The organism is Sphingobacterium sp. SGR-19 (assembly GCF_011043555.1).
In the GTDB taxonomy this organism is placed as follows: Bacteria; Bacteroidota; Bacteroidia; order Sphingobacteriales; family Sphingobacteriaceae; genus Sphingobacterium.
This window is the reverse complement of record NZ_JAAKGS010000008.1, coordinates 213,802-239,182: the sequence shown is the minus strand read 5'-3', so window position 1 is coordinate 239,182 and position 25,381 is coordinate 213,802. Positions and strand designations below refer to the sequence as shown.

The following is a 25,381-nucleotide window of genomic DNA, read 5'->3' as shown; positions in this document are numbered from 1 at the left end:
CCGTTTGGCCCGTCTTTCTGTATAGCCATAAATTAGTATTTATTATTATTGAACACCTTCAGTTCTCAATATACACATATTATTTCTTAAGTGCAACTTTATAGGGACATTGTAGGGTAATAATAGGGAAAATACCTATATTAAACCCCTATTATACCCCTACTAACCCCCTGTTAATCCCATATAAATAGATAAGCAGTATACATGGATGTTTAGACCTGCTAGGGGAGCAAGCCTTGGAGCAGCAAGCACAGCACAGCAGGTTCCAGCTTGCGAGCAGCAGGTTTAAAAGTGAAAGCCCTATGCAGAGAATGGTGTATTTAAAAATTGATTGGTGAATATGGTGCATTTTATTTAGGTTTGTTATGAGTACAATAGTTATATATATGAAGATTATCGCCGTAGGCAGAAATTATATCGATCACGCTAAAGAGTTAAATAACCCTGTTCCCGACAACCCGGTGATCTTTATGAAACCGGATACAGCATTATTAAAAGACAATAAAGATTTTTACTATCCTGAATTTTCTCAGGATGTGCATTACGAAGTAGAAGTCGTGTTTCGTATTTGTAACGAGGGAAAGCATGTGTCACCTAAGTTTGCCCATAAATACGTTGATGCTATAGGCTTAGGCATTGATTTCACTGCTCGTGATGTCCAATCCATCCATAAAGAAAAAGGTCTGCCGTGGGAGTTGGCAAAGTCATTTGACCATTCTGCTGTTATCAGTCCACTTTTTCCAAAAGAAGACTTTCCTGACCTAAAGAACATAGCTTTCTCTTTAAAGAAAAATGGTGAAACGGTACAATCAGGAAACACAAAAGATATGATTTTCGACATCGATAGCTTGATCGTATTCATTTCAAAATATATTACGTTACGCAAAGGAGACCTTATCTATACCGGAACACCTGTAGGTGTAGGTCCCATCGTCGTGGGCGATAAATTTGAGGGATTTATACAAGATAACCCTGTGTTCAGTTGCCAGATAAAATAGAGATTCCGATATGATGAACAAGTACAGAGTATTATATATCTGCTTAGGACTTGCCATAAGCATTCAAGTACAGGCACAATATAAAGACATCATTACTTCGCGCGAATATCCCCAAGAATATTTCCGTAACCCGCTCAATGTAGCTATGGATGCATCCGGGACCTTCGGGGAACTGCGCTCTACCCATTTCCATGCTGGCGATGACTACCGCACACAGCAACGCATTGGCTTGCCTTTACACGCAGCCGCTGAGGGATATGTCTCCCGAGTACGTGTACAGATTGGGGGCGGTGGAAATTCTGTTTATATCGACCATCCAAATGGATACACCACGGTTTACTTGCACATGGATAAATTCAACGACGCATTGACGAATGTTATCCGAGCTGAACAATATAAGCAAAAGCGATTTGATGTAGACGTTATTGTAGATCCAGGTGTGGTAAAACTAACAAAAGGACAATATATCGGTAATGCCGGTAATACGGGAGCATCCGGTGGTCCTCACCTCCATTTTGAAATTCGCGACACCAAAACACAACGTCCCCTTAACCCACAATTGTTCGGGTTACGGTTCAACGATCGCTTTCTCCCTACCATCAACAACATCATGGTTTACGATCTAAACGATGATTTGTTCAACGAACACACACCGCGACAGGTTATGCAAGTAAAAGCGATCCGAAACGGCATATATACATTAACGCAAAACACACCGATTAAAGTGAATGGAAAATTTGGACTGGGCATAAATACCATCGACCGACACCGTGCTGGAGGTTTCCGTAACGGCGTCTACTCCATTGAACTCTTTATTAACGGAGAAGCTATTTCGACGGTCGTCTTTGAGGAACTTGACTTCAACACTTCACGAGGCATACATTCCTATATCGACTATCCATATTGGCGAAAAACGAAAGCAAAAGTTCAAAAAAGCTTTAAAGATCCGGGTAATCCCATCGAGATATTTAAAGTCTTAAAGAACGTGGGTGTAATATCATTACCCGATGATAAAGTGTACGATGCGAAATATGTTGTTAAAGACATCGCAGGGAATTGCAGTGAGCTGAACTTTAAAATACAAACCGTCGCCGTTACACAGCGCACTCAACAAAAACGTCAGGGTGCCTTATTCAAATACAATACGGAGAACACATTTGAGAACAAAGATATCCAAATAAATATGCCAAAAGGCGTTCTTTATAGCGATTTAGACTTTACCTACAATACCGCTCCTCAACCTGTGGGTGGATACTCGGTGATCCATCGTGTACATAACAACTTGACTCCTTTATTTAGCACGTATAATCTCCGTATCAAGCCCACTAACCTACCCGCTCGTTTGGAAAGCAAGGCTCTTCTGGCTTCTGTCGAAAATGGTTCAGAAGGTGGTAAGTTTGAGGATGGATGGGTAACGGTCAATACACGAAATCTTGGGAGTTTCTACGTTGCCGTAGACACCGTCGCACCCACTATCGCACCCCGCAATCTGAGCAACGGAAAAAATGTAGGTGCCCAGTCAAAAATTGATTTTACTATTCGGGACAACTTTTCGGGTATACAGTCTTTTAATGGCTATATAGACGGTCAATGGGTACTGATGGAATATGATCCCAAAAACAGACATTTATGGCATACCTTTGATCCAGCTCTTCCTAAAGGACAACATACTTTTAAATTGGTCGTGACGGACTGGAAAGATAACGAACAGGTATACCAAGCAAAATTTATTAGATAAAATACTATGGCGACACTACAAATAGGCGATAAAGCGCCAACAATCACCGCAAAGAACCAATCTGGAGAAACCGTTAAATTGTCCGATTTCAAGGGCAAAAAGGTTATCCTGTACTTCTACCCCAAAGATAATACCCCGGGATGTACCACCGAAGCTTGCAACTTCCGAGACAATTATCAATCCTTGGTTAAGGATGGGTTTGAAGTAATCGGCGTGAGTATTGATAACGAGCAATCACACCAAAAGTTTATTAACAAATTTGATTTGCCCTTTAATCTACTGGCTGATGAGGATCAGAAAATAGTTAACGACTACGGTGTATGGGTAGAGAAAAATATGTATGGCCGCAAATATATGGGTACTGCACGCACTACATTTGTAATCGACGAGGACGGGATTATCCAACATATCATTAAGAAAGTGGATAATAAAAACGCTTCACAACAGATTCGCGATTTAGCAGGTAAGGGTTAAGCTCTTATTTCTTTGTCCTTTATCTTTAATCTTTGTTCTTTTATCTATATTTGCCCTTATGAGCAAGCAAACAGACGATTTTTTCAAAAATATCATATCACATGCGAAGGAATACGGATTTGTGTTTCCTTCTAGCGAGATTTACGACGGACTAAGTGCTGTGTACGATTATGGTCAGATGGGTTCAGAACTAAAGAACAACCTCAAGACCTATTGGTGGAAATCGATGGTACAGTTGCATGAGAATATTGTCGGGATCGACGCCGCCATCTTCATGCATCCTACCACTTGGAAAGCATCCGGTCACGTTGATGGGTTCAACGATCCTATGATCGATAATAAAGATTCAAAGAAACGCTACCGCGCTGACCAGTTGATTGAGGATAAGATAGATCGTTACGAAAAAGACGGAAAGACGGAGAAAGCCGCACAACTTCAAAAGGATCTTGATGATGCGATCACAGCAGACGATCTGGCTCGTCTCAAAGCGATTATTGAAGAACATAATATTGTGTGCCCCATTTCAGGCACCAAAAACTGGACAGAAGTACGCCAGTTCAACTTGATGTTTGCTACGCAAATGGGAGCCATGGCGGAAGAAGCGGAAAAGGTGTATCTCCGTCCGGAGACCGCCCAAGGCATCTTTGTCAACTTTTTAAACGTACAGAAGACCGGTCGTATGAAGATCCCATTCGGGATAGCACAAATTGGTAAAGCTTTCCGAAACGAAGTCATCGCCCGTCAATTTATCATGCGTATGCGGGAGTTTGAACAAATGGAATTGCAATTTTTCATCCGCCCCGGCACGGAAATGGAATGGTACCAAAAATGGAAAACAACACGTTTGAAGTGGCATCTGGCCTTAGGAGCAGATTCCGCAAAGTATCGTTATCACGATCATGTGAAACCAGCGCATTATGCTAATGCAGCCGTGGATATCGAATACCAATTTCCGTTTGGGTTCAAAGAAGTCGAAGGAATACATTCACGTACAGATTTTGATTTGAAACAACACCAGGAGCACTCCAAAAAGAAAATGCAGTATTTCGACCCGGAGATCAATCAAAACTATGTACCGTATGTGGTTGAAACCTCTATCGGTTTGGACCGTTTATTTTTAACGGTATTGGCTAACTCCTTAGTAGAAGAAGACCTATCAACGGAAGAGAAGAAAGATTCGCGTGTGGTCTTGAAATTCCACCCCGCTATTGCTCCAGTTAAAGCTGCTGTATTACCGCTTACCAAAAAAGACGGACTACCTGATAAAGCTCGGGAGATTATGGCTAAGTTGAAATTGGACTTCAATATCCAATATGACGAAAAAGACGCTATCGGAAAACGTTATCGCCGACAAGATGCCATTGGTACACCATTTTGTATTACGGTAGATTACCAAACTTTGGAGGACGATACGGTCACGATTCGGCACCGCGACAGCATGGAACAAGAGCGTGTTCCGGCGGCTGACCTTCGCCGTATCATTGGTGAACTTGTTAGCTGGAACAACCTGTTGGAACAATTGGTATAGAGGAGGAAAGCATGAAAATCGTAGTTTTAGATGGTTACACACTTAATCCCGGCGATCTAACCTGGGATGCTTTACAGGCATTGGGCGACCTTGTCGTCCATGAGCGTACGTCTGAAAACGAGATTATCGAACGCGCAGTAGATGCGGACATGCTCCTCACAAACAAAGTACCGTTGTCTGCTAAGGTAATCAACGCGTTACCTCAGCTAAAATACATTGGTGTGACCGCTACCGGATATAATATTATCGATATAGCGTGTGCCAAAGAACGAAATATCACGGTCACTAACGTTCCCGGATACAGCACCGCTTCCGTTGTCCAATTGACATTTTCCCTTCTTTTGGAACTGTGTTACCGTACGCAACGTCACAGCGATTCGGTCATGGAAGGCAAATGGTCTGCAAGCCCGGACTTTTGTTTTTGGGATTATCCGCTAACCGAATTGTCCGGAAAGACGTTAGGCATTATAGGATTCGGAAGTATCGGACAGAAGGTAGCCGATGTAGGAGCTGCGTTTGGAATGCCTGTTCTGGCCTCTAGTCGTACACAAACGGATCAATCTCATCGAAAAAACTTTCAATGGGTTGCTCGAGAAGAACTCTTTGCACAGGCGGATGTGATCAGTTTGCACTGCCCATTGACACCGGAAACCGAAAACCTCATCAACGCCAAGTCTCTTTCGTTCATGAAATCCTCCGCCAAGCTTATCAATACTTCAAGAGGTGGATTGGTGAATGCGCAGGATTTAGCTGATGCATTAAACGAGGACCGCCTCAGTGGCGCGGGATTGGATGTATTAACGACAGAACCACCACGAGCTGATAATCCGCTTTTCCGAGCAAAAAACTGTATCATTACCCCACATATAGGCTGGGCAACCAAAGAAGCCAGACTTCGTCTGATGGATACTGTGGTAGGGAATATAAAGGCTTTCCTGAACGGTAGTCCTGTAAATGTAATATAAAAAAAGAGACGCGATAAACCGAACTTTGGTCATCGCGTCTCTCCTATCAAATCGATTATAACTTATCGTTTTAAAAAATCATTATTCAATTAAAAATTAACTTGTTTTTCGCCGTCCCAATGTTCATTTAGGCGAACAATAAATCCCCCATTTGGTGAATCCAATAACTTACCACGAAAGAGCAATTGCATATTGTTATGGATTTCGCTCTCTACGCGGAATGTTGTTATCAACTCATCTGATACATCGTAAGCTTCTACGATATACATTAGCGGTACGGCAACGTTTGTATTCCCCATAAACTGGTTGAAAAACATCTCTCGGTTATCCTCACTAAATTCGGGAAGGATAACAATTTCCGACAGATCGTTTACCGGGTTATTCATTACGGGCTGAAAAGGCGCATAAAATTTAGGTTCATGCTCTTCTTTGACAACAAGCTTGGCCACATGCGACAAATCCCGGGTATCTGTAAATGCAAACCGAACCTCACTATAATATCGGCTTAGCTCTATCTCCTTTTGCATATCTCCACTGACAGAAAATGTATCTAAAACACCAAAAACCTTCGCTTTGTAATTGGAAAATGTATTGGCAATAAAGTATGTGTCTGCATTTCCGGTTTCCGGGATGTTCAATTCTGCATTAGATACATTCGTCACAAAGGAGGCGATGTAATCTCCAGCGGGCAGTGTCAGCTGGAAATCGGATAGCGTTCCTTCGCGGAAATGATCTGCCCCGGAAAGAACGAGATTCCTTGTTACGGCATCGAAAACATGATAATGTACACGGCGTACACTTGCATCCGCCACCTCTTCGGCAATCCCGTACAATCGAAAATTATCGACACGCATGATACCGGTAACATCGTTGTAATCACCTGCATTTCCGCGATTGCCCGCTTTGGGAATCAATTTGATATACAAATCCTCCGAAAAGTCCAGCGATAGTTCATCTAAAGAAAAAGTAAAAGAATTTCTTGCTTGTGGCGTATTTGTATTTGTAAACTGATTATTATCCTCCAACACTATGTAGCTTTCTCCATCTTGAGAAAACAAAAGAGAGAAAGCTTTTGGCCCCGTTCCTGAGGAACTTACATCAAACGCCAATTCATGGACTTCGCGTACTTTCGTCATTGGCATTTTGAAAATTAATTCGTCCAAACCTTTTAACGATAGAGCTCTCCCAGCCATATAGTCTTCATATGCCCAGCCCGTCCCATATTCTGTAGGAGTCTGCCCGTCGTTATACGTAATACGCCAATGTGTACTTGGATAGCTATCTGGCATCAAGGTTTCTGTATTGAAAGACCAATAATAAATATAGCCTTCGTAGGTGTCTTGATTCGTATTATAGCTAGCAGAGCGTTTCTTAGCATCGCTCGCCATTTGTACTTTTGTTCCCAAAGGGGAAATAAGGTGTTCAAATTCCCGGAATTTGAACCCTATGGTATAGCTTTCTTGCCTATCATCTGGTTCTACTGCATTTTTCTTGCAGGAAGCCATGTTAAGCATGATAAACAAGATGGAAAAACTATACCAAACCGAGTGGATTGGTCTTTTCATCATAGTTCAGTTATCAAGTTATAATTCAATTGATAACCAAATATAATGAACGAGCATAAGAAAACCAAACAAATAGCTGATTTTCTTACGCTTGCGATATCATTCGCCCTTGTCTTACGCTATTCACCAAACAGCGTAAACGATGCGACAGAGAATGTTTTACCCACGCTTTCTACTGGAACAAACCGCATATATTTATCTTGAATAGGTGTATCCACCGCAATGATCTGCTCGATCGGATTTGCCTGAATATTTGAAAATTCTCCGGTCTTCATAGTCTTCCAGTTTTTACCGTCAGCACTAGTCGCAATTTCATATTTCAACGCAATACCTTCTTTTTGTCCATCTTGACGTGGCAAATAGCCTATTGCTGAAACTACTTTTTTCAACTCAAAGACAACGCCATCTCCAATTTCAGTAAGTGTTTCAAAGGTTGCAGAACTATTGTCCCTGCTATTCGGAAGCCCGTTTCCAGTTCGTATGGTAAAGTCATTTGCGGTTAATGCTGTCTGCCCGTCTTTGACATCTTCGCCAAATGTGAACGGCTCCTTAAACTCTTTGAACAAGCCGAAATCACTCAATGTCGGTGCTACCGGCGCATATAACTTAATTTTCAGCTTTGTTGCTTTCACAGGTTGACCGAGATGGATCAATCGGTTCGCTCCTATACTTGTTGCCGATGCCAGAGGCACCCATTCATTATCTTGGGAGATGGATATGGACACGCTGTCCAATCGTTGTCCCAACTTGATATTTTCACGTAGTCGAATGATATCAAACTCTTGTTCTGAGGTTAATGTAATCTCTAGCTCAGGCTCTAATACATCGTCGTCTGAAGCGTAATACGTATAGCGGTCATCGTCCAGTATCCATTTTGTTTCAAACTTGTTGGAATTGCCCCGTACATTGGAAGCTTTGACCTGTGCTCCTTCTGCAAGATTCGTTTCGAAGGTTTTTTCTACTTTCCGACCAAAAGCCCCTAACGATTTCACATCGTTAGCGTGCAAATAACCAGCCGGCATTGGCGCTAGTCCTAAGTTCATATTAGCACCGCGTCCCACTGATTTTAGATAGATTTCAAATAGTTCGTCCGGTGTTTTCACCCGGTCATCTTGATCAGGATGGTAGAACCAACCCGGTCGATGGGGCACATCACATTCTGCCGGAATCCAGTGTTCGCCATTGCGTGTGCCTGTCTCGGACTCACTATAGTCCGAAGCCCCTGGCAACGCGGGACCTCCATCGATTCCTCTTGGCGTATAGGTGGCCCAACTTGTTTCAGCTGCAAAACCTTTTTCGTTGCCGACCCAGCGCATGTCTGGTCCTACATCTGAAAAGATCATCGCCATCGGTTGCTTTTCGCGCACAATAGGCCAAGTTTTCTCATGCCATTCGTAGTATGTCGTACGATCGATGATGCGCTTCTCTTTTTTTCCGCCATAATAGCCATCGCCACCGTTTGCTCCATCATGCCATGATGTAAACAATTCTCCATATCGGGTCATCAATTCCATCAGCTGTTCGCGATAAGCTTCCGCATAGGCCGGCGAACCGTAACGTGTGTCGTTTCTATCCCAAGCCGACAGGTAAACGCCAAACTTCATCCCTTGGTCGTGGGTGGCTTGCATAAACTCCTTCACCATATCCCCCTTTCCGTCTTTCCAAGGTGATGCCGCGATGCTGTAATTTGTCGTTGCCGTAGGCCATAGACAAAAGCCATCGTGATGCTTAGCTACAGAAATCAATCCTTTAAAACCAGCCGAAGCTGCTGCTGCTGCAATCTGCTGCGCATCAAAATGCTGCGGGTTGAAGATCTGCGGATCAGCATCGCCAAACCCCCACTCTTTATTCTGAAAAGTTGTTGGTGTATAATGAATTAAAGAATACATCTCCATTTCATGCCAACGCAGTTGGCGTTCTGTCGGTAAAGCCCCGTAAGGTTCGGGTTCAGCTACGTCTTGCATACATGCTGTCACCGGCAAAATAAAAGATAGTAAGAATAATCTTGATTTTTTCATGTCCTAGTCTTTTGTACTATACTTCGTGAAAATAATAATTTAATCCGATACCATTGTAAGGTAGAAAGTTATTTAAATTTTCGTACCTTAATAGTTTCAATTAAAATTAGAAATCATGGCTAAAATTACATTTAAAGGAACAGCAGTACATACACAAGGTGATTTACCCGCAGTAGGTTCTTCTGCTCCCGACTTCAAATTGACCGCAGGCGATTTATCAGAGAAAAGTTTAAGCGACTTTAAAGGAAAGAAAGTTGTGTTAAATATCTTTCCTAGCATAGATACGGGCACATGCGCTATGTCAGTACGTACGTTTAACGAAAAAGCCTCAGGATTGGAAAACACGGTTGTATTGTGCATCTCACGTGACCTTCCTTTCGCACAAGGACGCTTCTGTGCAGCAGAAAATTTAGAAAACGTCATTACCCTTTCCGAATATAAGGATAGTAAGTTTTCAGATGCTTATCGGGTTAAGTTTGTAGATGGTCCTTTGACCGGCCTGTTAAGTCGCTCGGTTGTCGTCATTGACGAAGAAGGTAAGGTATCTTATATAGAACAGGTTGCTGAAACAACAGAAGAGCCAGATTACGATAAGGCGCTCGCAGCGTTGTAGAAATCAGTTGACAGTGGGCTACTCTGCCCACTATCAACTATTTTGAAGCTTCCAAAGCCTGCAAGATATCTCCTATAATGTCTTCTTTGTCTTCCAGGCCTACAGATATACGTACGGTACCCGGCAGAATGCCTAAGCTTAACCTTTCCTCTTCTTTAAGTTTAGAGTGTGTAGTGGAAGCTGGATGTGTGGCAATGGAACGCACGTCACCCAAGTTCGACGTGTAAAGAATCATTTCTAGCTTGTCTAAAAAACGGAAGGCCCTTTCCCTACCGCCTTTGACCTCAAAGGTGACGATACCGCCACCGGCTTTCATTTGTTTCTTAGCCAGCTCATATTGTGGATGAGAAGGTAGGAATGGATATTTTACCTGTACAATTTCCGGGTTCTGCTCCAATGTTTCAGCTAAAACCAAAGCGTTGCTGCAATGTCTGTCCATACGGAGGGCAAGCGTATCCAAGCTCTTCGATAATGTCCACGCGTTAAATGCAGACATAGCAGGTCCAGTATGACGGATAAAAAACATCAATTCATCAATTAAATCTTGTTTTCCGACAATGACACCACCTAACACTCTACCTTGGCCATCCATATATTTGGTCGCCGAATGCAACGAAAGATCAAAACCATATGCTAATGGCTTTTGCAAATAAGGTGTCGCAAAGCAATTGTCAATGATAAAGATGATCTGTGGGTATCTCTTCTTTAAGCTCCCCAGAAACTCCAAATCCGCAAGCTCTAACCCTGGATTAGAAGGCGATTCCAAGAAAACAATCTTTGTATTGGGTTGTATGGCTTTCTCCCAAGCTTCATTATCTACCGCATTCACATAGCTTGTCGTGATTCCCCAGCGAGGAAATAGTTCTGTAAATAGCTGGTGCGTAGAACCAAAAATAGCACCTGCAGAAACAATATGGTCGCCGCTTTGTACAAAACCTGCAAAAGAAGCAAAAACAGCGGCCATTCCCGATGAAAAGGCTAAACCATCTTCCGCTCCTTCCATGATACATACCTTATTTATAAATTCTGTCGTATTCGGATTGGAGTAACGTGAATATATCGTGCCTTCTTCTTCGCCCGCGAAAACAGCCCGGCCTTGTTCGGCACTATCAAAAATAAAACTCGACGTTAAATATAAAGGGACAGAATGCTCTCTCGTTGCTGATCGTGGCGCTTGCTCCCTTATGATTTTAGATTGATCTTTCTCCATAACGAACAAAGTTAAAGTTTTTTCTATATTTTGTGGGTATAAAATATTATGCTGGCATATAGTTTGCTACCTTACTATTTAGGAATCTATAAACCTATTCATGCGCTTATCTAAAAAATTATGCAGATAAAAAAACTACTACTAGGATTGTTACTTGTCAGCCCAACGATGTTATGGGCACAGGGATCACAGGTAAACACACAAGGCCAAAAAGCCGTCGGTATGGCTGGTGCGGGATCCGCACTTTTTGTAGATGAAAGTTCCATTTTCTACAGTCCCGGCGCATTAGTAAAAATGGATCATAATGCTGTATCCGCAGGAGCTAGCGCGATCATGTACCGTTCGGCATTCCGAGAGTTTAATAGCAACGATGTGCACCACACCAAGTTTAAAATCTCACCACCATTTTCTGTATTTGCAACGTTCGGCCCTCAAAATTCTTGGTGGAAAGCCGGTCTTGGTGTATATACACCGTTTGGCGGTTCTGTCGATTGGGGTGACCAGTGGCCTGGCCGATATGAGTTGAACCACCTGCAAATGCGCGCGATATATATCCAACCGACATTAAGTTTCAAACTAACGGAAAACTTCGGTATCGGCGGAGGCTTTGTGTACAATGTTGGTTTGGTCGATCTTTCACGTTCTATTCCAACAGCCTCGGCGGATGGCACCCCCGGACGGGCCGAGCTTTCGGGAGTAGGTACCGGTATGGGCTTCAATGTAGGTGTACATTATAACTTAGAAGACGATTTCGCAATCTCATTAAGTTATCGTTCTCAAGTCATCACCAAACTTAAAGATGGTGATGCCGAGTTTACCGTACCTCCCGCATTAGCGGCTTCTTTCCCAAATACGACATTTGACGCAGAGCTTCCATTACCAAGTTCATTCAACATCGGCCTTACTTTCCCTGCCAGTGAACGAGTAGATATCGCGGCTGATGCCACTTTCATTGGCTACAGTGTATATAAAGAACTTGTTTTCGATTATGAAGACAACACCCCTGCGCTGGAAGATACAAGACAGGAGAAAAAATATGAAAATGCTCTTTCCGGGAAGGTGGGTATTAACTATGAAGCATGTGATCGGCTCGATCTGCGAATTGGGGGCGGATATGTATTTACCCCTGTTCGGGGACCATATGTCTCTCCAGAAACCCCGGACAACAGTCGTATGATGGGATCTATAGGTTTTACGTACGATATTAATGATCGTTGGGATCTTACCGGTGCTTACGTTTTCCAACGCATCCTAGAGCGTACCGTAACCAGTGCAAACACCGGACTTACTGGCACATACAAAACAAATATCCATGCTCCTGGCATATCTTTAACTTATAAATGGTAGTGACGATGAAAAGAATATTCAAAAACATAGCGCTATATATTGGTCTTCTATCCACCCTTGTAGCTTCCTCCTGCAAACCTGAAATCGAAGGCTTTCAGACCACGTCCGGCGAGGCGAATTTCTCGAAATATATTGCCGTTGGAAATTCCTTAACGGCGGGCTTCGCCGATGGCGGATTATATCTTGAAGGACAACAGGTGGCCTTTCCTAATCTCATTGCCGAACAATTGCGACAAGTGGGAGGTGGTGATTTTAGAAGCCCATTCTTCTCAGAAAATGAACGTAACGGCTCAGGGTACTTGCAACTTAAAGATCTTGTCAATGGACAACCGGTAATGGAAAATGTTACTGATAACTTAGCTTATCGTGAACCGGGGAAACTGAGTAAGCACGCAGGAGATATGGAGAACCTGGGCGTTCCAGGCATGCGACTAGACCTATCTACGCAAGGATGGTTTGGTGGCTTGAACATGTATTTTGAGCGTTTATTGCCGGATGCCGACGTGAGCACAAAAACGTATATAGATTTTGCCACCGAACGGGATCATACATTTTTCAGTTTTTGGCTCGGTAATAACGATGTATTGGGTAACGCCATGAACGGTGCCGTAACTAATCCGGATGATCCTACTACGGTATTGACAGAAACAGCCACTTTTGAATACGTATACCGAGAGTTTATTACGAAGCTTACCGAGAATGAGCAGAAGGGCGTAGTGGCAACTATCCCAGACGTAACAGCCATTCCTTTTTTCACGACAGTGACGCGGGCGGCGCTGATCGCTGCAGTAAAAGCTGAAAGCGGTCAAGATATTCAGGACATCTATATCGAAACCGGCCCGGGTACGCCAAGAGCAGCCACAGATAATGATTTATTTGTACTACCGTTTGCTTCTGCGGGATTGCTAGGTAGTATGTCAGCGGATAGCCCCTATCCGTATGGTTTATACCCCGATAATCCTGTCGAAAGCCAGTACGTGCTGGACAGCGATGAGGTGACGGCTATCCAGGCTCGTGTAAAGGCGTTTAATAACGTCATTAAACAGGTCGCAGAAGAAAAAAGATTGGCGCTAGCTGATGCACATGCTTATCTCAATCGCGTTAAAGAACCGGGTATTGTTTACAACGGAGTAGTCATCAATGCCTCATTTATTACGGGAAATGCTTTTTCGCTTGACGGCGTGCATCTCACTCCTATGGGAAATGCCATTATCGCTAATCTTTTTATCGATGCCATTAATAAACAATACCGCAGTAGAATTCCAAAAGTCGATGCTTCAATGTATCGAGGAGTGAAGTTTCCTTAGTGAAGTTAGGGAAATTTTTGCGTAATTTTAACGGCATGAAACCATCACGGTTTCATCACCTTAAAAAAACAAACCGGGTGTAACGAGCTCATCTATACGATTGAGATTTAACACTCATAGATAACCGAGTGAAACGAGCTCATCTATACGATTGAGATCTAACACTCATAGATAACCGAGTGAAACGAGCTCATCTATACGATTGAGATTTAACACTCATAGATAATTTATTTGAATGAAAATCCATTTGCAACGTAAAAACGAAGCCGTTCATTTCGAGGGTTCGAGCGAACTGGCCGGCGTAAAAGTAAATATTGATGGTTCGGAAAGTATCGGCGGAGAAGGTAACGGCGTCCGGCCGATGGAACTGGTACTGATGGCTTTAGGTTCTTGTAGCGTATTTGATCTTTCCAGCATCCTGAAGAAGCAACGTCAAACCATAGAAGACATACAGGTTGAGGTGGAAGGAAAGCGCCGAGAAGAAGTTCCTAATATTTTCACCCATATTCACATCACTTTTACGTTAAAAGGGCAACTTGACGAAACAAAAGTGCAAAAGGCTGCGGAACTAGCGGTAAAGAAATATTGTTCCGTCCATGATATGTTAGCTGCCGGCGGTGTGGAAATTACCTATAGTTTGAAAATTGTTTAGTTTACGAACCAGTTTCTACCTTTTCTTCAAAAAATGCGTTATGCGACGCCTTTGCAGCATCTGCATCGGGGAGGCATTCCAAGTATCCCACATTTACTTGCTCCACTAATTGCGAGAGCGTATCTGTCATAGCGTTGAATAGATCTTTATTCCATCGGAGGGCAGTGCAGCTTGGCAGGACGGCAACTAGGCTTTCCGTACCTTTTTTCCATGTAAATCTATTCAGTGGGGCTTGTTCCAATCGCACAAAACCTTTCAACTCTACACATTTATTTTTGTAGCACGGTGTTTTCCCACTCCATGGTGTTCCATATATCATGGCCTTACCATCTTCTTCAAGTCGCACAACAGGGTTGTCATCGTTTAGCAATTCGGTATCTGGAATATGTTTTAGCCAAAGCCTACTATGCGTACTCTTCCCCGTACCGCTCTTTCCCAAAAAAGCCACGCCTTGTTTTTGCTGATAGGCAATAACCGAAGCATGGATCAATATCAGCCTATGCTGCAATCCTACCTGACCAAAAACCACCATCAATAACCAACTGACGAACTCCCCCATACGCGGATCCTCCGCTTTACCATATATGCGGGACTCCTTGAAGTCCTTTGTGCTCTTCATCATCCACTGCTTATCCTTTACTTTATGTTTTATCAGTGTGACAAATGCATCTTCCTGTTCATAGAAACGAAAATTGTCTCCCCAAACTAACGAGATATCGCTTCGAAGCGTACCCCATTCTTCTTCTGAGGGCACCTCGTCTTCCCTAAAGGTTACGACCGCAACGGATGTTCCGCTACTGTGCTCCGCACGAAAACCGACAAAAGAAGGTAAAATATGATCTAAGTTTAACGCGGAAGGAAAACGTAATTCCAGTTGTAAACCTGCGATTTCATAATAATAGTTTGTCAATTCCGAGGCTGTATTGGCTTCCATATTTTTTAATCTATCCTATGCTTCCAGAAGACCGGCTTTCTCAAATTCTTGAACCAACGCTTCCGCATCCTCTACGGCCTTTTCGTATGAAACGTCATAGCGATCGCACAGCAGTTCGGCTACTTGCTTTACACTGACGTCTTTATCTGCCAATTGCTCCCACAGCCACGCAGCCGTTTCATTGAGGGTATGCACTTTAGAAAGGTCTACCATACCTTGACTTGGGTCTACCATAATATAATCGTCCCCCACTTTCCTAAGGACTAAATCTTGTCTTAACTTCATCATGAACAAAAATAACATTATTTCCGATAAATCACTTTTCTTTGCGCCATATCCGTTCGGCCCATCTGCCCACAAACCAAAATGATCCCGCCAACAGGAGAAAGAATATCGTGCGATTGATGTTATCCCATAAATATTCTACAAAACGGGTATAGAGATTAAGGACGAAGAAAACGAAACCTATATCTCGCGACGCATGGTCTTTTGTTTTCATCCCATATAACGCCAATCCTAACGAAAGCACGATAGCCAAGATTCCCCAATATAGGATATGGTATTGACGGACCTGTGTCCAGGCATTGAAATCACTGTAATTTCCAAAGATAGAAAGACACCACAAGGCAATCATCGTATACAGCAATCCAACGATATAGCTTGTTGATTGAAAAGGCTTCAAAGGCTTTATTTTTTCTTGTCCCCACAGGGCAAAAATGGTTAAAAGCAATCCAAACAATGTAAAGCGCAACGGATAGTTCATCCCCCAAAACGTAAAGCCCCAATTGCTGTGGTAAGCGGTTTCCGTTGCAAACCAGACACCAAGAGCCACCAACGTAAATACCCATATCAGTTTCGAATTAAGCTTAACCGATAGGATGCCGTATATAACAATAGACAACAGAAAAAGAAATGTATAATGGCTTGTCGTTCGATCCAATACCTGTCCGAGAAAACCGATACATGCTGCTGTTGCAAACGAACCGGCAAGCATAAGGGTTTCATTGGAAAACGTTTTTTCCGGATATCGCTTTTTGTTGCGGAAACCCAGAAAATAAAAAAGCACTGCGAGCCCAGCAAAAAACAGGCAAAAAACAATATTTGGTGTCTCATAAAAACGTTCCACAAAATGAATCAATGCGTCGTCCGCGAAAAGTGAAAATACCGCAAAAATAAGAGAAACCAATGCTATCCAAAACGCGTATCGCGCTAGATGTTTCCATTCGAACCCTCTTTCGTCAATAGTTTGCTTCAACTCTTCCACCTTACCAGCTTCCAATAAATTGGACTCTTCCCAGTGGTTAAGTGCATTTTCTACGACTTCTCGTTCTTGTTTTGTCAAATCCAGTTTTTTCACGCGCAGTTTTGTTTATTCAACCAAAGTACAAATTACCAGCCAATTTTTTCATATGTTATTCATGACTCGTGATTATCTTCGATGAGCCCTCTCGGGGTTTGTACAAACCAGCGTGGATAATCGGTCCGACAGGCTGCATTGTCCACTCCTTAACCTCCATTGTCGCATCCGGATTTTTGACAACTGTAGAAATCTATCCTTAGCACTTTCCTACCTGTCAAACATCCGAAGCGACGATTTTTATGAACCAGTGTTTATTTTGGTGTTCATGAACTCACTCCGTTCGGTTTGCGCGACTTTTTTCTAAAAAAAGTTGCATTAAAAAAACCGTATCTTTGTACCTTCAAAATTCAGGACAATACAACATGAGCTCTACCAAGCAGCACAGTCATATAGATTTAGGTGAACAACGTGAAATTGAGGTATTTGGCGCTCGCGTACATAATCTCAGAAATATCGACGTCAGTTTTCCTCGCAATGAATTAGTCGTGATTACCGGTTTAAGCGGAAGTGGTAAATCTTCTTTGGCGTTCGATACGATTTACGCGGAAGGACAACGTCGTTATATGGAAACTTTCTCGGCTTATAGCCGACAGTTTTTAGGAGGGATGGAACGCCCCGATGTCGACAAAATATCGGGACTAAGCCCCGTAATATCCATCGAACAAAAAACAACAAACAAGAATCCACGCTCAACCGTGGGAACGATCACGGAGATATACGATTTCCTTCGGTTATTATATGCAAGGGCAAGCGAGGCGTATTCTTACGTGACCGGCCAACTCATGCAACGCATGTCAGAAGAGCAGATTGTCGACAGGATATTAGTCGAATTCCGTGATGAACCTATATATATTTTAGCGCCTGTTGTAAAAGGCCGTAAAGGCCATTATCGCGAGCTTTTTGAACAAATTCGCAAACAAGGTTATACAAAAGTACGTGTAGATGGTGAAATCCTGGATCTCGTACCTAAAATGCAGGTCGATCGTTACAAGATCCACGACATTGAAACGGTTGTAGATCGGCTGTACGCAAGCGAAGGAGATAAAAAACGGCTGTATACATCTGTTATGCAGGCTATGAAAGTAGCGAAAGGTATTATCAAAATTGCGAATAAAGAAGGACGGGAGCACTTTTTCAGCCGCTACCTGATGGACGCAGCATCAGGTATTTCCTACGACGAACCGCAACCAAATACTTTTTCTTTCAACTCTCCGTATGGTGCGTGTCCGAAATGCGATGGGCTCGGTTATATATTTGAAATCGACAAGAATACCGTTATCCCGGATAAAAAGCTGAGTATACAAAAAGGTGCTATTTTGCCTTTAGGCCCATCGCGTGACTCTTGGACGTTCCAAGTTGTAAAAGCGGTCGCTAAGAAACTGGACTTTTCGTTGACCAGTGCTATCGAAAAGCTAAGTGAGGAACAGTTGGACGCCCTTCTTTTTGGAGGTGAAGAACCCTTAAGCCTTACTGTGTCTTACGGCAGCTATGGTGCGCGCGAATACAAAATACAGTTTACTGGTATCTTCGATATGTTGGAGGAAATTAATGGGAGGGGTTCAGACGATGCGCCTATCTTAGAAGATTTCCGTACGAAAGTTGTATGTCCCACCTGCGAAGGTGCCCGTCTGAAAAAAGAGTCTTTACATTTCAAAATAGACCAAAAGAATATTCACGAGCTGGCCAGCATGGATATCACCGCACTACATGATTGGTTTGATGGTATAGAAAGCCGACTCAACGAACGCCAAAACACGATTGCTGCCGAAATCCTAAAAGAAATTCGTGCGAGGATAGGCTTCCTCTTGGATGTCGGACTAAGCTACCTTACTTTAGATCGGTCCTCCAAAACACTTTCTGGTGGTGAAGCGCAACGTATAAGACTGGCGACACAAATAGGTTCTCAACTCGTGAATGTTTTGTATATTCTAGACGAACCGAGCATCGGATTGCATCAACGGGATAACGAACGGCTGATTAGTTCCCTGAAAAACTTACGTGATATCGGCAATTCGGTGTTGGTGGTTGAGCATGACAAAGACATGATCCTACAAGCTGATTACGTAATCGATATGGGACCAGAAGCAGGTATACACGGCGGAAGCGTGGTAGCGCAGGGTACACCGAAAGAGATCATGAAAGCTGATACATTGACCGCTGGTTATCTCAACGGGCAGAAAGAAGTTGCTATCCCTACTAAACGACGTCAAGGCAATGGCAAGACATTATCGTTGAAAGGCGCTTCTGGAAATAATCTGAAAAACGTACAAGTTGACTTTCCTTTAGGAAAATTAATTTTGGTAACAGGTGTATCCGGCTCGGGGAAATCCAGCCTCATCACGGGTACACTCTACCCTATTTTAAACAAACATTTTTTCCGAGCGAAAGGCACACCGCTACCTTATAAAAAGATAGAAGGGCTTGAACATATAGACAAGGTTATCGAAATCAACCAAAGCCCGATCGGACGGACGCCACGCTCCAACCCATCAACCTATACGGGTGTATTCTCAGACATCCGTACCTTGTTCGTACAATTGCCGGAAGCAAAAATACGAGGCTACAAGCCCGGACGTTTTTCTTTTAACGTTAAAGGTGGACGCTGCGAAACTTGTCAGGGAGCGGGCATGAAGATCATCGAAATGAATTTCTTACCCGATGTACAGGTTCCATGCGAAACTTGTCACGGAAAGCGTTATAACCGCGAAACGTTGGAAGTTCGATACCGCGGAAAATCTATTTCTGATGTATTGGATATGAGTATCGATGAGGCGGTGGATTTCTTTGAAAATATTCCTTCCATTTATAGAAAGATCAAAACGCTACAGGATGTAGGGTTAGGTTATATCACATTAGGGCAATCATCTACCACCTTATCGGGAGGAGAGGCACAACGGGTAAAATTGGCTACCGAACTATCGAAAAAAGACACCGGCAATACGTTCTATATCTTGGATGAACCGACGACTGGGCTCCATTTTGAAGATGTCAATGTTTTATTAGGCGTCATCAACCGATTGGTCGATCGAGGAAACACCGTATTGATCATTGAACACAATCTAGATGTTGTGAAAACAGCCGATTGGGTAGTCGATATGGGTCCCGAAGGTGGTAAAAATGGTGGACAATTGATGTTTGCCGGATTGCCGGAAGATCTCATCAAACAGAAAGGGAACGAAACCGCGAGGTTTTTAAAGGCAGAGTTTCTGTAACTTCTTTTTCCTTGACGAAAAAGAACCAAAAAGTCAAGACTAGCCTGGTTCTTGCTACCTTTCTTTGTCTTTTCCTAAACAGAAAGAAACTCGTTTTGCTCAGACAACTTTCTGTTTTTTACAACTGTGGAAACTCATCCTTACTACTATCCAAAAATGTAAAACATCCGGAGCGGCGATTTATGAACTCATGTTTGTTTGGTGTTCATGAGCTCATAAATCACCACCTACCCCCTGCTCCACCGCCTCCTGATGAGCCGCCTCCAAAGCTACCACCGCCTCCACCCGAGGAGCCTCCACTGAAACCACCGCCGGAGCTGGAACTACCGCCGGAACTCCGCACTTTTTTGGGGATAACTCGTGTACCTTTATCTTCTTTATGTTTGCAATGCAGGCAATGGTCATACACCTCTTGCAAACCACTACTAGTGTAGGTAGCTTTTTTTAAAATCTTTCCCTTCTTTCCCTTCTCGTAGGTTCTAAATCCACAAACAGGACACAGCAAAAATAGCTTTTTCCCTTTCCAACCAACTATCTTTTTCTCACGCGTTTGGCTGTTAATCCATATCTCATAAGACCGAGAGCGAATATCCTCTTCTTTTAGCTGTCCTTCGCTGAGGTAAGCTTTTACCTCGCGGACCTTGACATCATCTCTATTTATACGTTCCCAATTTCCCGAGTCATCCGGCGGAACGAAACGCCTACGGCTGTCCTTCCATTTCCGCATCCCGTTAAAAAAACTAAAGAGCATCAATGGACTTAATAAGTAGGGAATAAACGTAGCATACCGGAACCTCCGTAGCGCATCCAGCCTATTCTTTTCATCCCGATAGCCTTTTTTAATTCGATCCGAAACCTCGAAAATTTTCATCATCACCACATAACTTCCCCACACAGCGAAAAGCCACGGCAACGTTGAAAGTTGAAACATACGTTCCATATCATTTAGCACAAAAGCAAAAATCATCATGATAAACAACATCGTGAATACCATGCCCAAACCACCGAGAATAATATAAGCAAACCAACCACTACAGCCTTTTTTCTGTTTCCGTAAACGGTTAGTGGGTCCCGGATGCTTCAACCATTTCTTACCGGCACACGCCACCCAGTAATACAGTGCAATATATAATACGATAACAAGAAGCGTATTCTCCAAATGGACATTGTGCGAACTAAAAAAAGGCGTCGCTTCGCGCATCATACGATGTAACTCCGCTTGTACATCAGGGGCCATCAATGCCTGCTGGATAACTTGGGATGCCTCCAATATACCTTGATCATAATTCCCCTCCCGGAAACGAGGTACCAGGAATTTCTCACCGATACGATGCAGGTACACGTCGGGAAAGATGGCTTCCATTCCGTAACCTGAGATAAACCGGTATTCCCTTCTGTCTTTAGCGATAAACAGCAACAAACCACTGTTTCGTTCTTGCTTGCCTATCCCCCATGCGTTGAATAGTTTTAGTGAAAATTCAAATACATCATATCCTTCAAAATCGTCTACAATCACGATGGCATATTCCACTCCAGAGGCCTTTTCTATTTCGGTAGAAAGCCGATTTAGCCGGTCTACCGTTGGGGGAGATAAAATAACGTCCGGATTGCTGATATAGAAATCCTGCCCTGCTTCTTTCGGACTGGGCAATGTTTCAACGGTATACAGGTGTTGAGTAAAACCACTCGAAACAAAAAGTATAGCTGAAAATAAAAGAGCAATATGCCGCCGACACAACGAGGTATAACATTTCATAGACCTGTATATTTATTTCGAATATGTTAAAAATTTCGACACAAACCAAGAGAGTAACAATGCATTGAACTGATAGTTGGAATACTGTTATCGAGGTAGAATAATAAAAGACTATTAGCATGGTATGTTGTGAATTCATGACACACAAAATTTTTGTAACTTTGCTTTTGTATGTCAGATATTATACAGTTACTGCCAGATTCGGTTGCTAATCAGATTGCTGCAGGAGAAGTGGTGCAACGCCCCGCTTCTGCGGTAAAAGAGCTTGTTGAAAATGCAATCGATTCGGGAGCGGATAAAATTAAACTTATCGTTAAAGATGCTGGAAAATCCCTGATACAAGTCATCGACAATGGTTGTGGCATGAGCATCACGGATGCTCGTCTTTGTTTCGAAAGACATGCAACTTCCAAAATACGCCAAGCAGAAGATTTATTTGCTATCCAGACAATGGGGTTTCGTGGAGAAGCTTTAGCATCGATTGCCGCCATTGCACAAGTAGAGTTGAAAAGTAGACGTATGGAAGATGAGCTGGGAACGATTATACAAATCGAGGGTTCAAAGGTAATCAGTCAACAACCTGAAGCGTTGCCAGCGGGCACGAGTATCTGTGTAAAGAATCTTTTTTATAATATCCCTGCCCGCCGTAACTTCCTGAAAAGCAACTCCGTCGAAATGCGGCATATCATTGACGAATTTCAACGTGTTGCCTTAGCTCATCCAAAAATTTTTTTCAGTCTACATAGTGATGGAAATGAACTCTTTCATTTACCTTCTGAAACCTTGAAACAGCGGATAGTACACCTTTTCGGGAACAACTATAATCAGCGTCTTGTCCCTGTAGAAGAAGACACCACTATCATTACGGTCAGCGGATTTATCGGTAAGCCAGAATTTGCAAAGAAGACGCGCGGCGAACAGTTTTTCTTTGTCAACAAACGGTTTATCAAAGACCCTTACCTTAACCATGCCGTGATGAATGCCTACGAAGATATTCTTCCGTCCGATACCTATCCGTTGTACGTCTTATTTATCGAGATAGACCCCTCCAAAATTGACATCAACGTTCATCCAACAAAAACAGAAATTAAATACGAAGATGATAAAGCGATGTATGCGATTTTACGATCGACAGTTAAGCGCTCGCTAGGTCGCTATAATATTACGCCAACATTAGATTTCAATCAAGAAACGAGTTTTAGTAATCTCATTACCAATAAACCGCTGGAAGAGATTCAGGCACCTACGATTTCCTTTAATCCCAATTTCAACCCTTTTGAAGACACGAAGTCATCCTCTTCGAGCAGTGCCCGTTCTTCTAGCTATATAGCGGGGTTTGAGAAAAAATCAGGCATTCCGCAGAATTGGGACTCTTTATATCAAATCACACAACAGGATACCGCTGAACAATTGCCGTTACTTCGGGAGGAAAAAGCACCTTTGGAGAACCTTGGAACAGCGACTACCGTTTCGTCCAGCACACAGGATGTACCCAAACAGTTTTTTCAGTTGCACAATCGCTTCATTGTGTCACAGATTCATTCAGGTTTCATGTTGATAGATCAACAAGCGGCACATGAGCGTATATTGTTTGAACACTACCTTGAACAGTTGGAAAATAACCAAGGAAGCAGTCAGCAAAGCCTGTTCCCAAAAACCATCGAGTTAAGTCCGGCCGACTTTGTACTGATGGAAGACATTTTACCCGAGATCCAAACATTGGGTTTTCAAGCTCGGCCTTTTGGAAAAACAACGTTTATTGTCGACGGTATTCCTGCTGATTTAGGGCAGGGCATCGACGAAACGCTAATTTTAGAGCAGCTTTTGGAAGATTTCAAAAACAATAAAGACGAATTACAACTTAATAAAAGAGAAAACTTGGCACGTAGCCTCGCGAAAAACGCAGCAATCAAACCGGGCACGGCATTGGACAACCAGGAGATGGCTGAATTGATTGATAAGCTTTTTGCTACCCAATCCCCAAGTATATCGATACAAGGCAAGCCGATTGTGGTGACGATTACCTTGCAGGAGCTCATGGAACGATTTAATAAAAACTAAGCATTTACGACCTACAATATAGTATATGAACAATATCCTCTCAAATTTATCCCCGGTAGTTAAGAATCTACTCATCATCAACGTGGTGTGTTTTATTGGCTCTGCCATTTTTATGCAAGCACCTCGTTTTTTTGGAGTATACTATCCAGATTCGCCTTTTTTCCATGTATGGCAAGTGATTACTTACATGTTTATGCATGGAGGGTTCGGGCATATTTTCTTTAATATGTTTTCTCTAGTGATGTTTGGCCCGATTATCGAGCAAGTATTAGGATCTAAGCGCTTCCTAAATTTTTATCTAATATGTGGTATCGGAGCACTTGTATTACAATACGGCGTACAAGCTGCTGAGGTTTACAATATCGCGGGTACGGTGAGGGCCTCTGAATTTTTAAATTTCGATATGTTGAACAATCGAGTAAGCTCCCAACTTAATGTAACACAGAGTGAGTTTGATACCTTGGCATCGATATATGGGACACCGTTAGTGGGAGCTTCCGGTGCGATATTTGGTTTGTTACTGGCGTTTGGTTACCTGTTTCCGAACATGTCATTATATCTCTTTTTTATCCCCGTTCCGATCAAAGCGAAATATTTTATTCCCGTTTTAATTTTAATTGAGATATATTTAGGTTTTTCAAATGCAGGCAGCTCGATTGCCCATCTGGCACATGTCGGCGGTGCGTTGTTTGCCTATATCTTGCTCAAAATATGGCGTGTTAGAAGAGGAAGCATGTATTAAAAGAACAGTGTAACTGATGAAAGAGAGTGTGTTAAAAACTTTTTGGCGCGATACTTACCGAAGTAGGTCTCCCATCCCTTTTATCATATCAGTACAGGTTGTCGTCTTTGTACTTATCCATCTTTTTGATCTCTTCAGAGAGGTTAATCTCCTTCAAGTATCTCTGTATGATTATGCCATCGACTATTTAAGCTTACCCTTATCTTTTAGTCAGTTTCTGAAACAACCTTGGTCGATCATAACCTATCCTTTTTTGTACACGGGATTGTTTCAGTTGCTATTCGACTGCCTGTGGCTTTACTGGATGGGCAATATTTTCCTGAATTTTCTCAACAAAAGACAATTTCTATTTCTCTATTTCAGTGCGACCTTTTTGGGGGCTTGCATTTATTTGGGGCTTGGCTTTATACCGATGTTACAAAATAGCGTACAACTGTCGTTCCGCACCTCGACGTTTGCTTTGGGGGCAGTAGTTGCCGCGGTTGCAACGTTAGTGCCACGTTACGAATTAAGGTTGCTCCTATTGGGCACAATCTCCTTAAAAACAATCGCACTCATATATATCTGTGTCGAACTAGTTTTTACTGGCCTTATGAACAAGGCTGGAGGTATAAGCTTTTTAGCGATCACCTTTTGGGGTATCCTGTTTATCCGATCACTAAACAAAGGAAAAGACTTTAGCTCGCTTAAATTAAGAAGACCGATAAAAAAGGCGAAAATGAAAGTAATGCATCAAGACAAGACAGCATCAGCGAATTATAGCAGTTATCGCCACGCATCCGACCTTCCTAACCAAGAAGAAATTGACGAAATATTGGATAAAATTTCCATAGGCGGCTACGAAAGCTTAACTTCACGGGAGAAAGAAGTGCTATTCAAAGCAAGTAAGGATGATCAGTAG

The 25,381-nt window shown here is 42.7% G+C and carries 20 protein-coding genes; 13 read left to right on the top strand and 7 right to left on the bottom strand.

The window, feature by feature from the left end; translation table 11 throughout:
- The first annotated feature begins 386 nt into the window (after positions 1 to 386).
- Genes G5B43_RS15350 through G5B43_RS15330 form a run of 5 tightly spaced genes read left to right on the top strand, consistent with a single transcriptional unit; the run spans position 387 to position 5,703 of the window.
- Positions 387 to 998 (top strand): fumarylacetoacetate hydrolase family protein, encoded by a 612-nt coding sequence (locus tag G5B43_RS15350; RefSeq protein WP_165295675.1) that lies wholly within the window; start codon positions 387 to 389, stop codon positions 996 to 998.
- 10 nt (positions 999 to 1,008) lie between these two features.
- The gene (locus G5B43_RS15345; RefSeq protein ID WP_240904882.1) at positions 1,009 to 2,736 is read left to right on the top strand and encodes a M23 family metallopeptidase; all 1,728 of its coding nucleotides are present in this window, start codon (positions 1,009 to 1,011) and stop codon (positions 2,734 to 2,736) included.
- 6 nt (positions 2,737 to 2,742) lie between these two features.
- On the top strand, positions 2,743 to 3,210 hold the full coding sequence (gene bcp, locus G5B43_RS15340) for a thioredoxin-dependent thiol peroxidase (protein ID WP_165295674.1): 468 nt from the start codon (positions 2,743 to 2,745) through the stop codon (positions 3,208 to 3,210).
- A gap of 58 nt (positions 3,211 to 3,268) precedes the next feature.
- The gene (locus tag G5B43_RS15335; RefSeq protein WP_165295673.1) at positions 3,269 to 4,738 is read left to right on the top strand and encodes a glycine--tRNA ligase; all 1,470 of its coding nucleotides are present in this window, start codon (positions 3,269 to 3,271) and stop codon (positions 4,736 to 4,738) included.
- Positions 4,739 to 4,749: 11 nt separating this feature from the next.
- Positions 4,750 to 5,703: a D-2-hydroxyacid dehydrogenase gene (locus G5B43_RS15330; RefSeq protein ID WP_165295672.1), complete on the top strand. Its 954-nt coding sequence runs from the start codon at positions 4,750 to 4,752 to the stop codon at positions 5,701 to 5,703.
- An 89-nt stretch (positions 5,704 to 5,792) separates the two neighbouring features.
- Here G5B43_RS15330 and G5B43_RS15325 read toward each other — a convergent pair whose 3' ends face one another.
- A complete protein-coding gene (locus tag G5B43_RS15325) occupies positions 5,793 to 7,271 on the bottom strand; it encodes a hypothetical protein (protein WP_165295671.1) in 1,479 nt (492 codons plus the stop codon).
- A 116-nt stretch (positions 7,272 to 7,387) separates the two neighbouring features.
- Positions 7,388 to 9,286, bottom strand: coding sequence for an alpha-L-fucosidase (locus tag G5B43_RS15320; protein WP_165295670.1), 1,899 nt, complete (start codon positions 9,284 to 9,286; stop codon positions 7,388 to 7,390).
- Between the two features lie 115 nt (positions 9,287 to 9,401).
- Between G5B43_RS15320 and tpx the strand changes: the two genes are divergently transcribed.
- On the top strand, positions 9,402 to 9,899 hold the full coding sequence (gene tpx / locus G5B43_RS15315; protein WP_165295669.1) for a thiol peroxidase: 498 nt from the start codon (positions 9,402 to 9,404) through the stop codon (positions 9,897 to 9,899).
- Between the two features lie 37 nt (positions 9,900 to 9,936).
- Here the strand turns inward: tpx and G5B43_RS15310 are convergent, their stop codons facing one another.
- Entirely contained in the window at positions 9,937 to 11,109 is a 1,173-nt protein-coding gene (locus G5B43_RS15310; RefSeq protein ID WP_165295668.1) for a trans-sulfuration enzyme family protein, read from the bottom strand.
- A 120-nt stretch (positions 11,110 to 11,229) separates the two neighbouring features.
- On the opposite strand from G5B43_RS15310, the gene G5B43_RS15305 reads away from it, so the two are divergent.
- The 3 genes from G5B43_RS15305 (at position 11,230) to G5B43_RS15295 (ending at position 14,415) form a co-directional block, all read left to right on the top strand.
- Positions 11,230 to 12,456, top strand: coding sequence for an OmpP1/FadL family transporter (locus G5B43_RS15305; protein WP_206367386.1), 1,227 nt, complete (start codon positions 11,230 to 11,232; stop codon positions 12,454 to 12,456).
- Between the two features lie 5 nt (positions 12,457 to 12,461).
- Complete coding sequence (locus G5B43_RS15300) at positions 12,462 to 13,763, top strand: SGNH/GDSL hydrolase family protein (RefSeq protein WP_165295667.1); 1,302 nt, start codon at positions 12,462 to 12,464, stop codon at positions 13,761 to 13,763.
- Positions 13,764 to 13,998: 235 nt separating this feature from the next.
- Positions 13,999 to 14,415 (top strand): OsmC family protein, encoded by a 417-nt coding sequence (locus tag G5B43_RS15295; protein ID WP_165295666.1) that lies wholly within the window; start codon positions 13,999 to 14,001, stop codon positions 14,413 to 14,415.
- A 1-nt stretch (position 14,416) separates the two neighbouring features.
- Here G5B43_RS15295 and G5B43_RS15290 read toward each other — a convergent pair whose 3' ends face one another.
- The 3 genes from G5B43_RS15290 to G5B43_RS15280 are packed head-to-tail and all read right to left on the bottom strand — an operon-like array spanning position 14,417 to position 16,706.
- Positions 14,417 to 15,349: a hypothetical protein gene (locus G5B43_RS15290; protein ID WP_165295665.1), complete on the bottom strand. Its 933-nt coding sequence runs from the start codon at positions 15,347 to 15,349 to the stop codon at positions 14,417 to 14,419.
- 15 nt (positions 15,350 to 15,364) lie between these two features.
- On the bottom strand, positions 15,365 to 15,637 hold the full coding sequence (locus G5B43_RS15285; RefSeq protein ID WP_206367385.1) for a PqqD family protein: 273 nt from the start codon (positions 15,635 to 15,637) through the stop codon (positions 15,365 to 15,367).
- 28 nt (positions 15,638 to 15,665) lie between these two features.
- On the bottom strand, positions 15,666 to 16,706 hold the full coding sequence (locus G5B43_RS15280; protein WP_165295664.1) for a DUF2157 domain-containing protein: 1,041 nt from the start codon (positions 16,704 to 16,706) through the stop codon (positions 15,666 to 15,668).
- Positions 16,707 to 17,071: 365 nt separating this feature from the next.
- On the opposite strand from G5B43_RS15280, the gene uvrA reads away from it, so the two are divergent.
- Positions 17,072 to 19,921 (top strand): excinuclease ABC subunit UvrA, encoded by a 2,850-nt coding sequence (gene uvrA, locus G5B43_RS15275; protein ID WP_165295663.1) that lies wholly within the window; start codon positions 17,072 to 17,074, stop codon positions 19,919 to 19,921.
- 220 nt (positions 19,922 to 20,141) lie between these two features.
- Here the strand turns inward: uvrA and G5B43_RS19285 are convergent, their stop codons facing one another.
- Positions 20,142 to 21,677 (bottom strand): TPM domain-containing protein, encoded by a 1,536-nt coding sequence (locus G5B43_RS19285; protein WP_206367384.1) that lies wholly within the window; start codon positions 21,675 to 21,677, stop codon positions 20,142 to 20,144.
- Between the two features lie 171 nt (positions 21,678 to 21,848).
- Here G5B43_RS19285 and mutL point away from each other — a divergent pair, with 171 nt between their 5' ends.
- Genes mutL through G5B43_RS15255 form a run of 3 tightly spaced genes read left to right on the top strand, consistent with a single transcriptional unit; the run spans position 21,849 to position 25,381 of the window.
- Positions 21,849 to 23,738, top strand: coding sequence for a DNA mismatch repair endonuclease MutL (gene mutL, locus G5B43_RS15265; RefSeq protein ID WP_165295662.1), 1,890 nt, complete (start codon positions 21,849 to 21,851; stop codon positions 23,736 to 23,738).
- Positions 23,739 to 23,763: 25 nt separating this feature from the next.
- On the top strand, positions 23,764 to 24,480 hold the full coding sequence (locus tag G5B43_RS15260; RefSeq protein ID WP_206367383.1) for a rhomboid family intramembrane serine protease: 717 nt from the start codon (positions 23,764 to 23,766) through the stop codon (positions 24,478 to 24,480).
- A 16-nt stretch (positions 24,481 to 24,496) separates the two neighbouring features.
- Positions 24,497 to 25,381 carry a rhomboid family intramembrane serine protease gene (locus tag G5B43_RS15255; protein WP_165295661.1) on the top strand — a complete coding sequence of 295 codons (885 nt, stop codon included), beginning with the start codon at positions 24,497 to 24,499 and terminating at the stop codon, positions 25,379 to 25,381.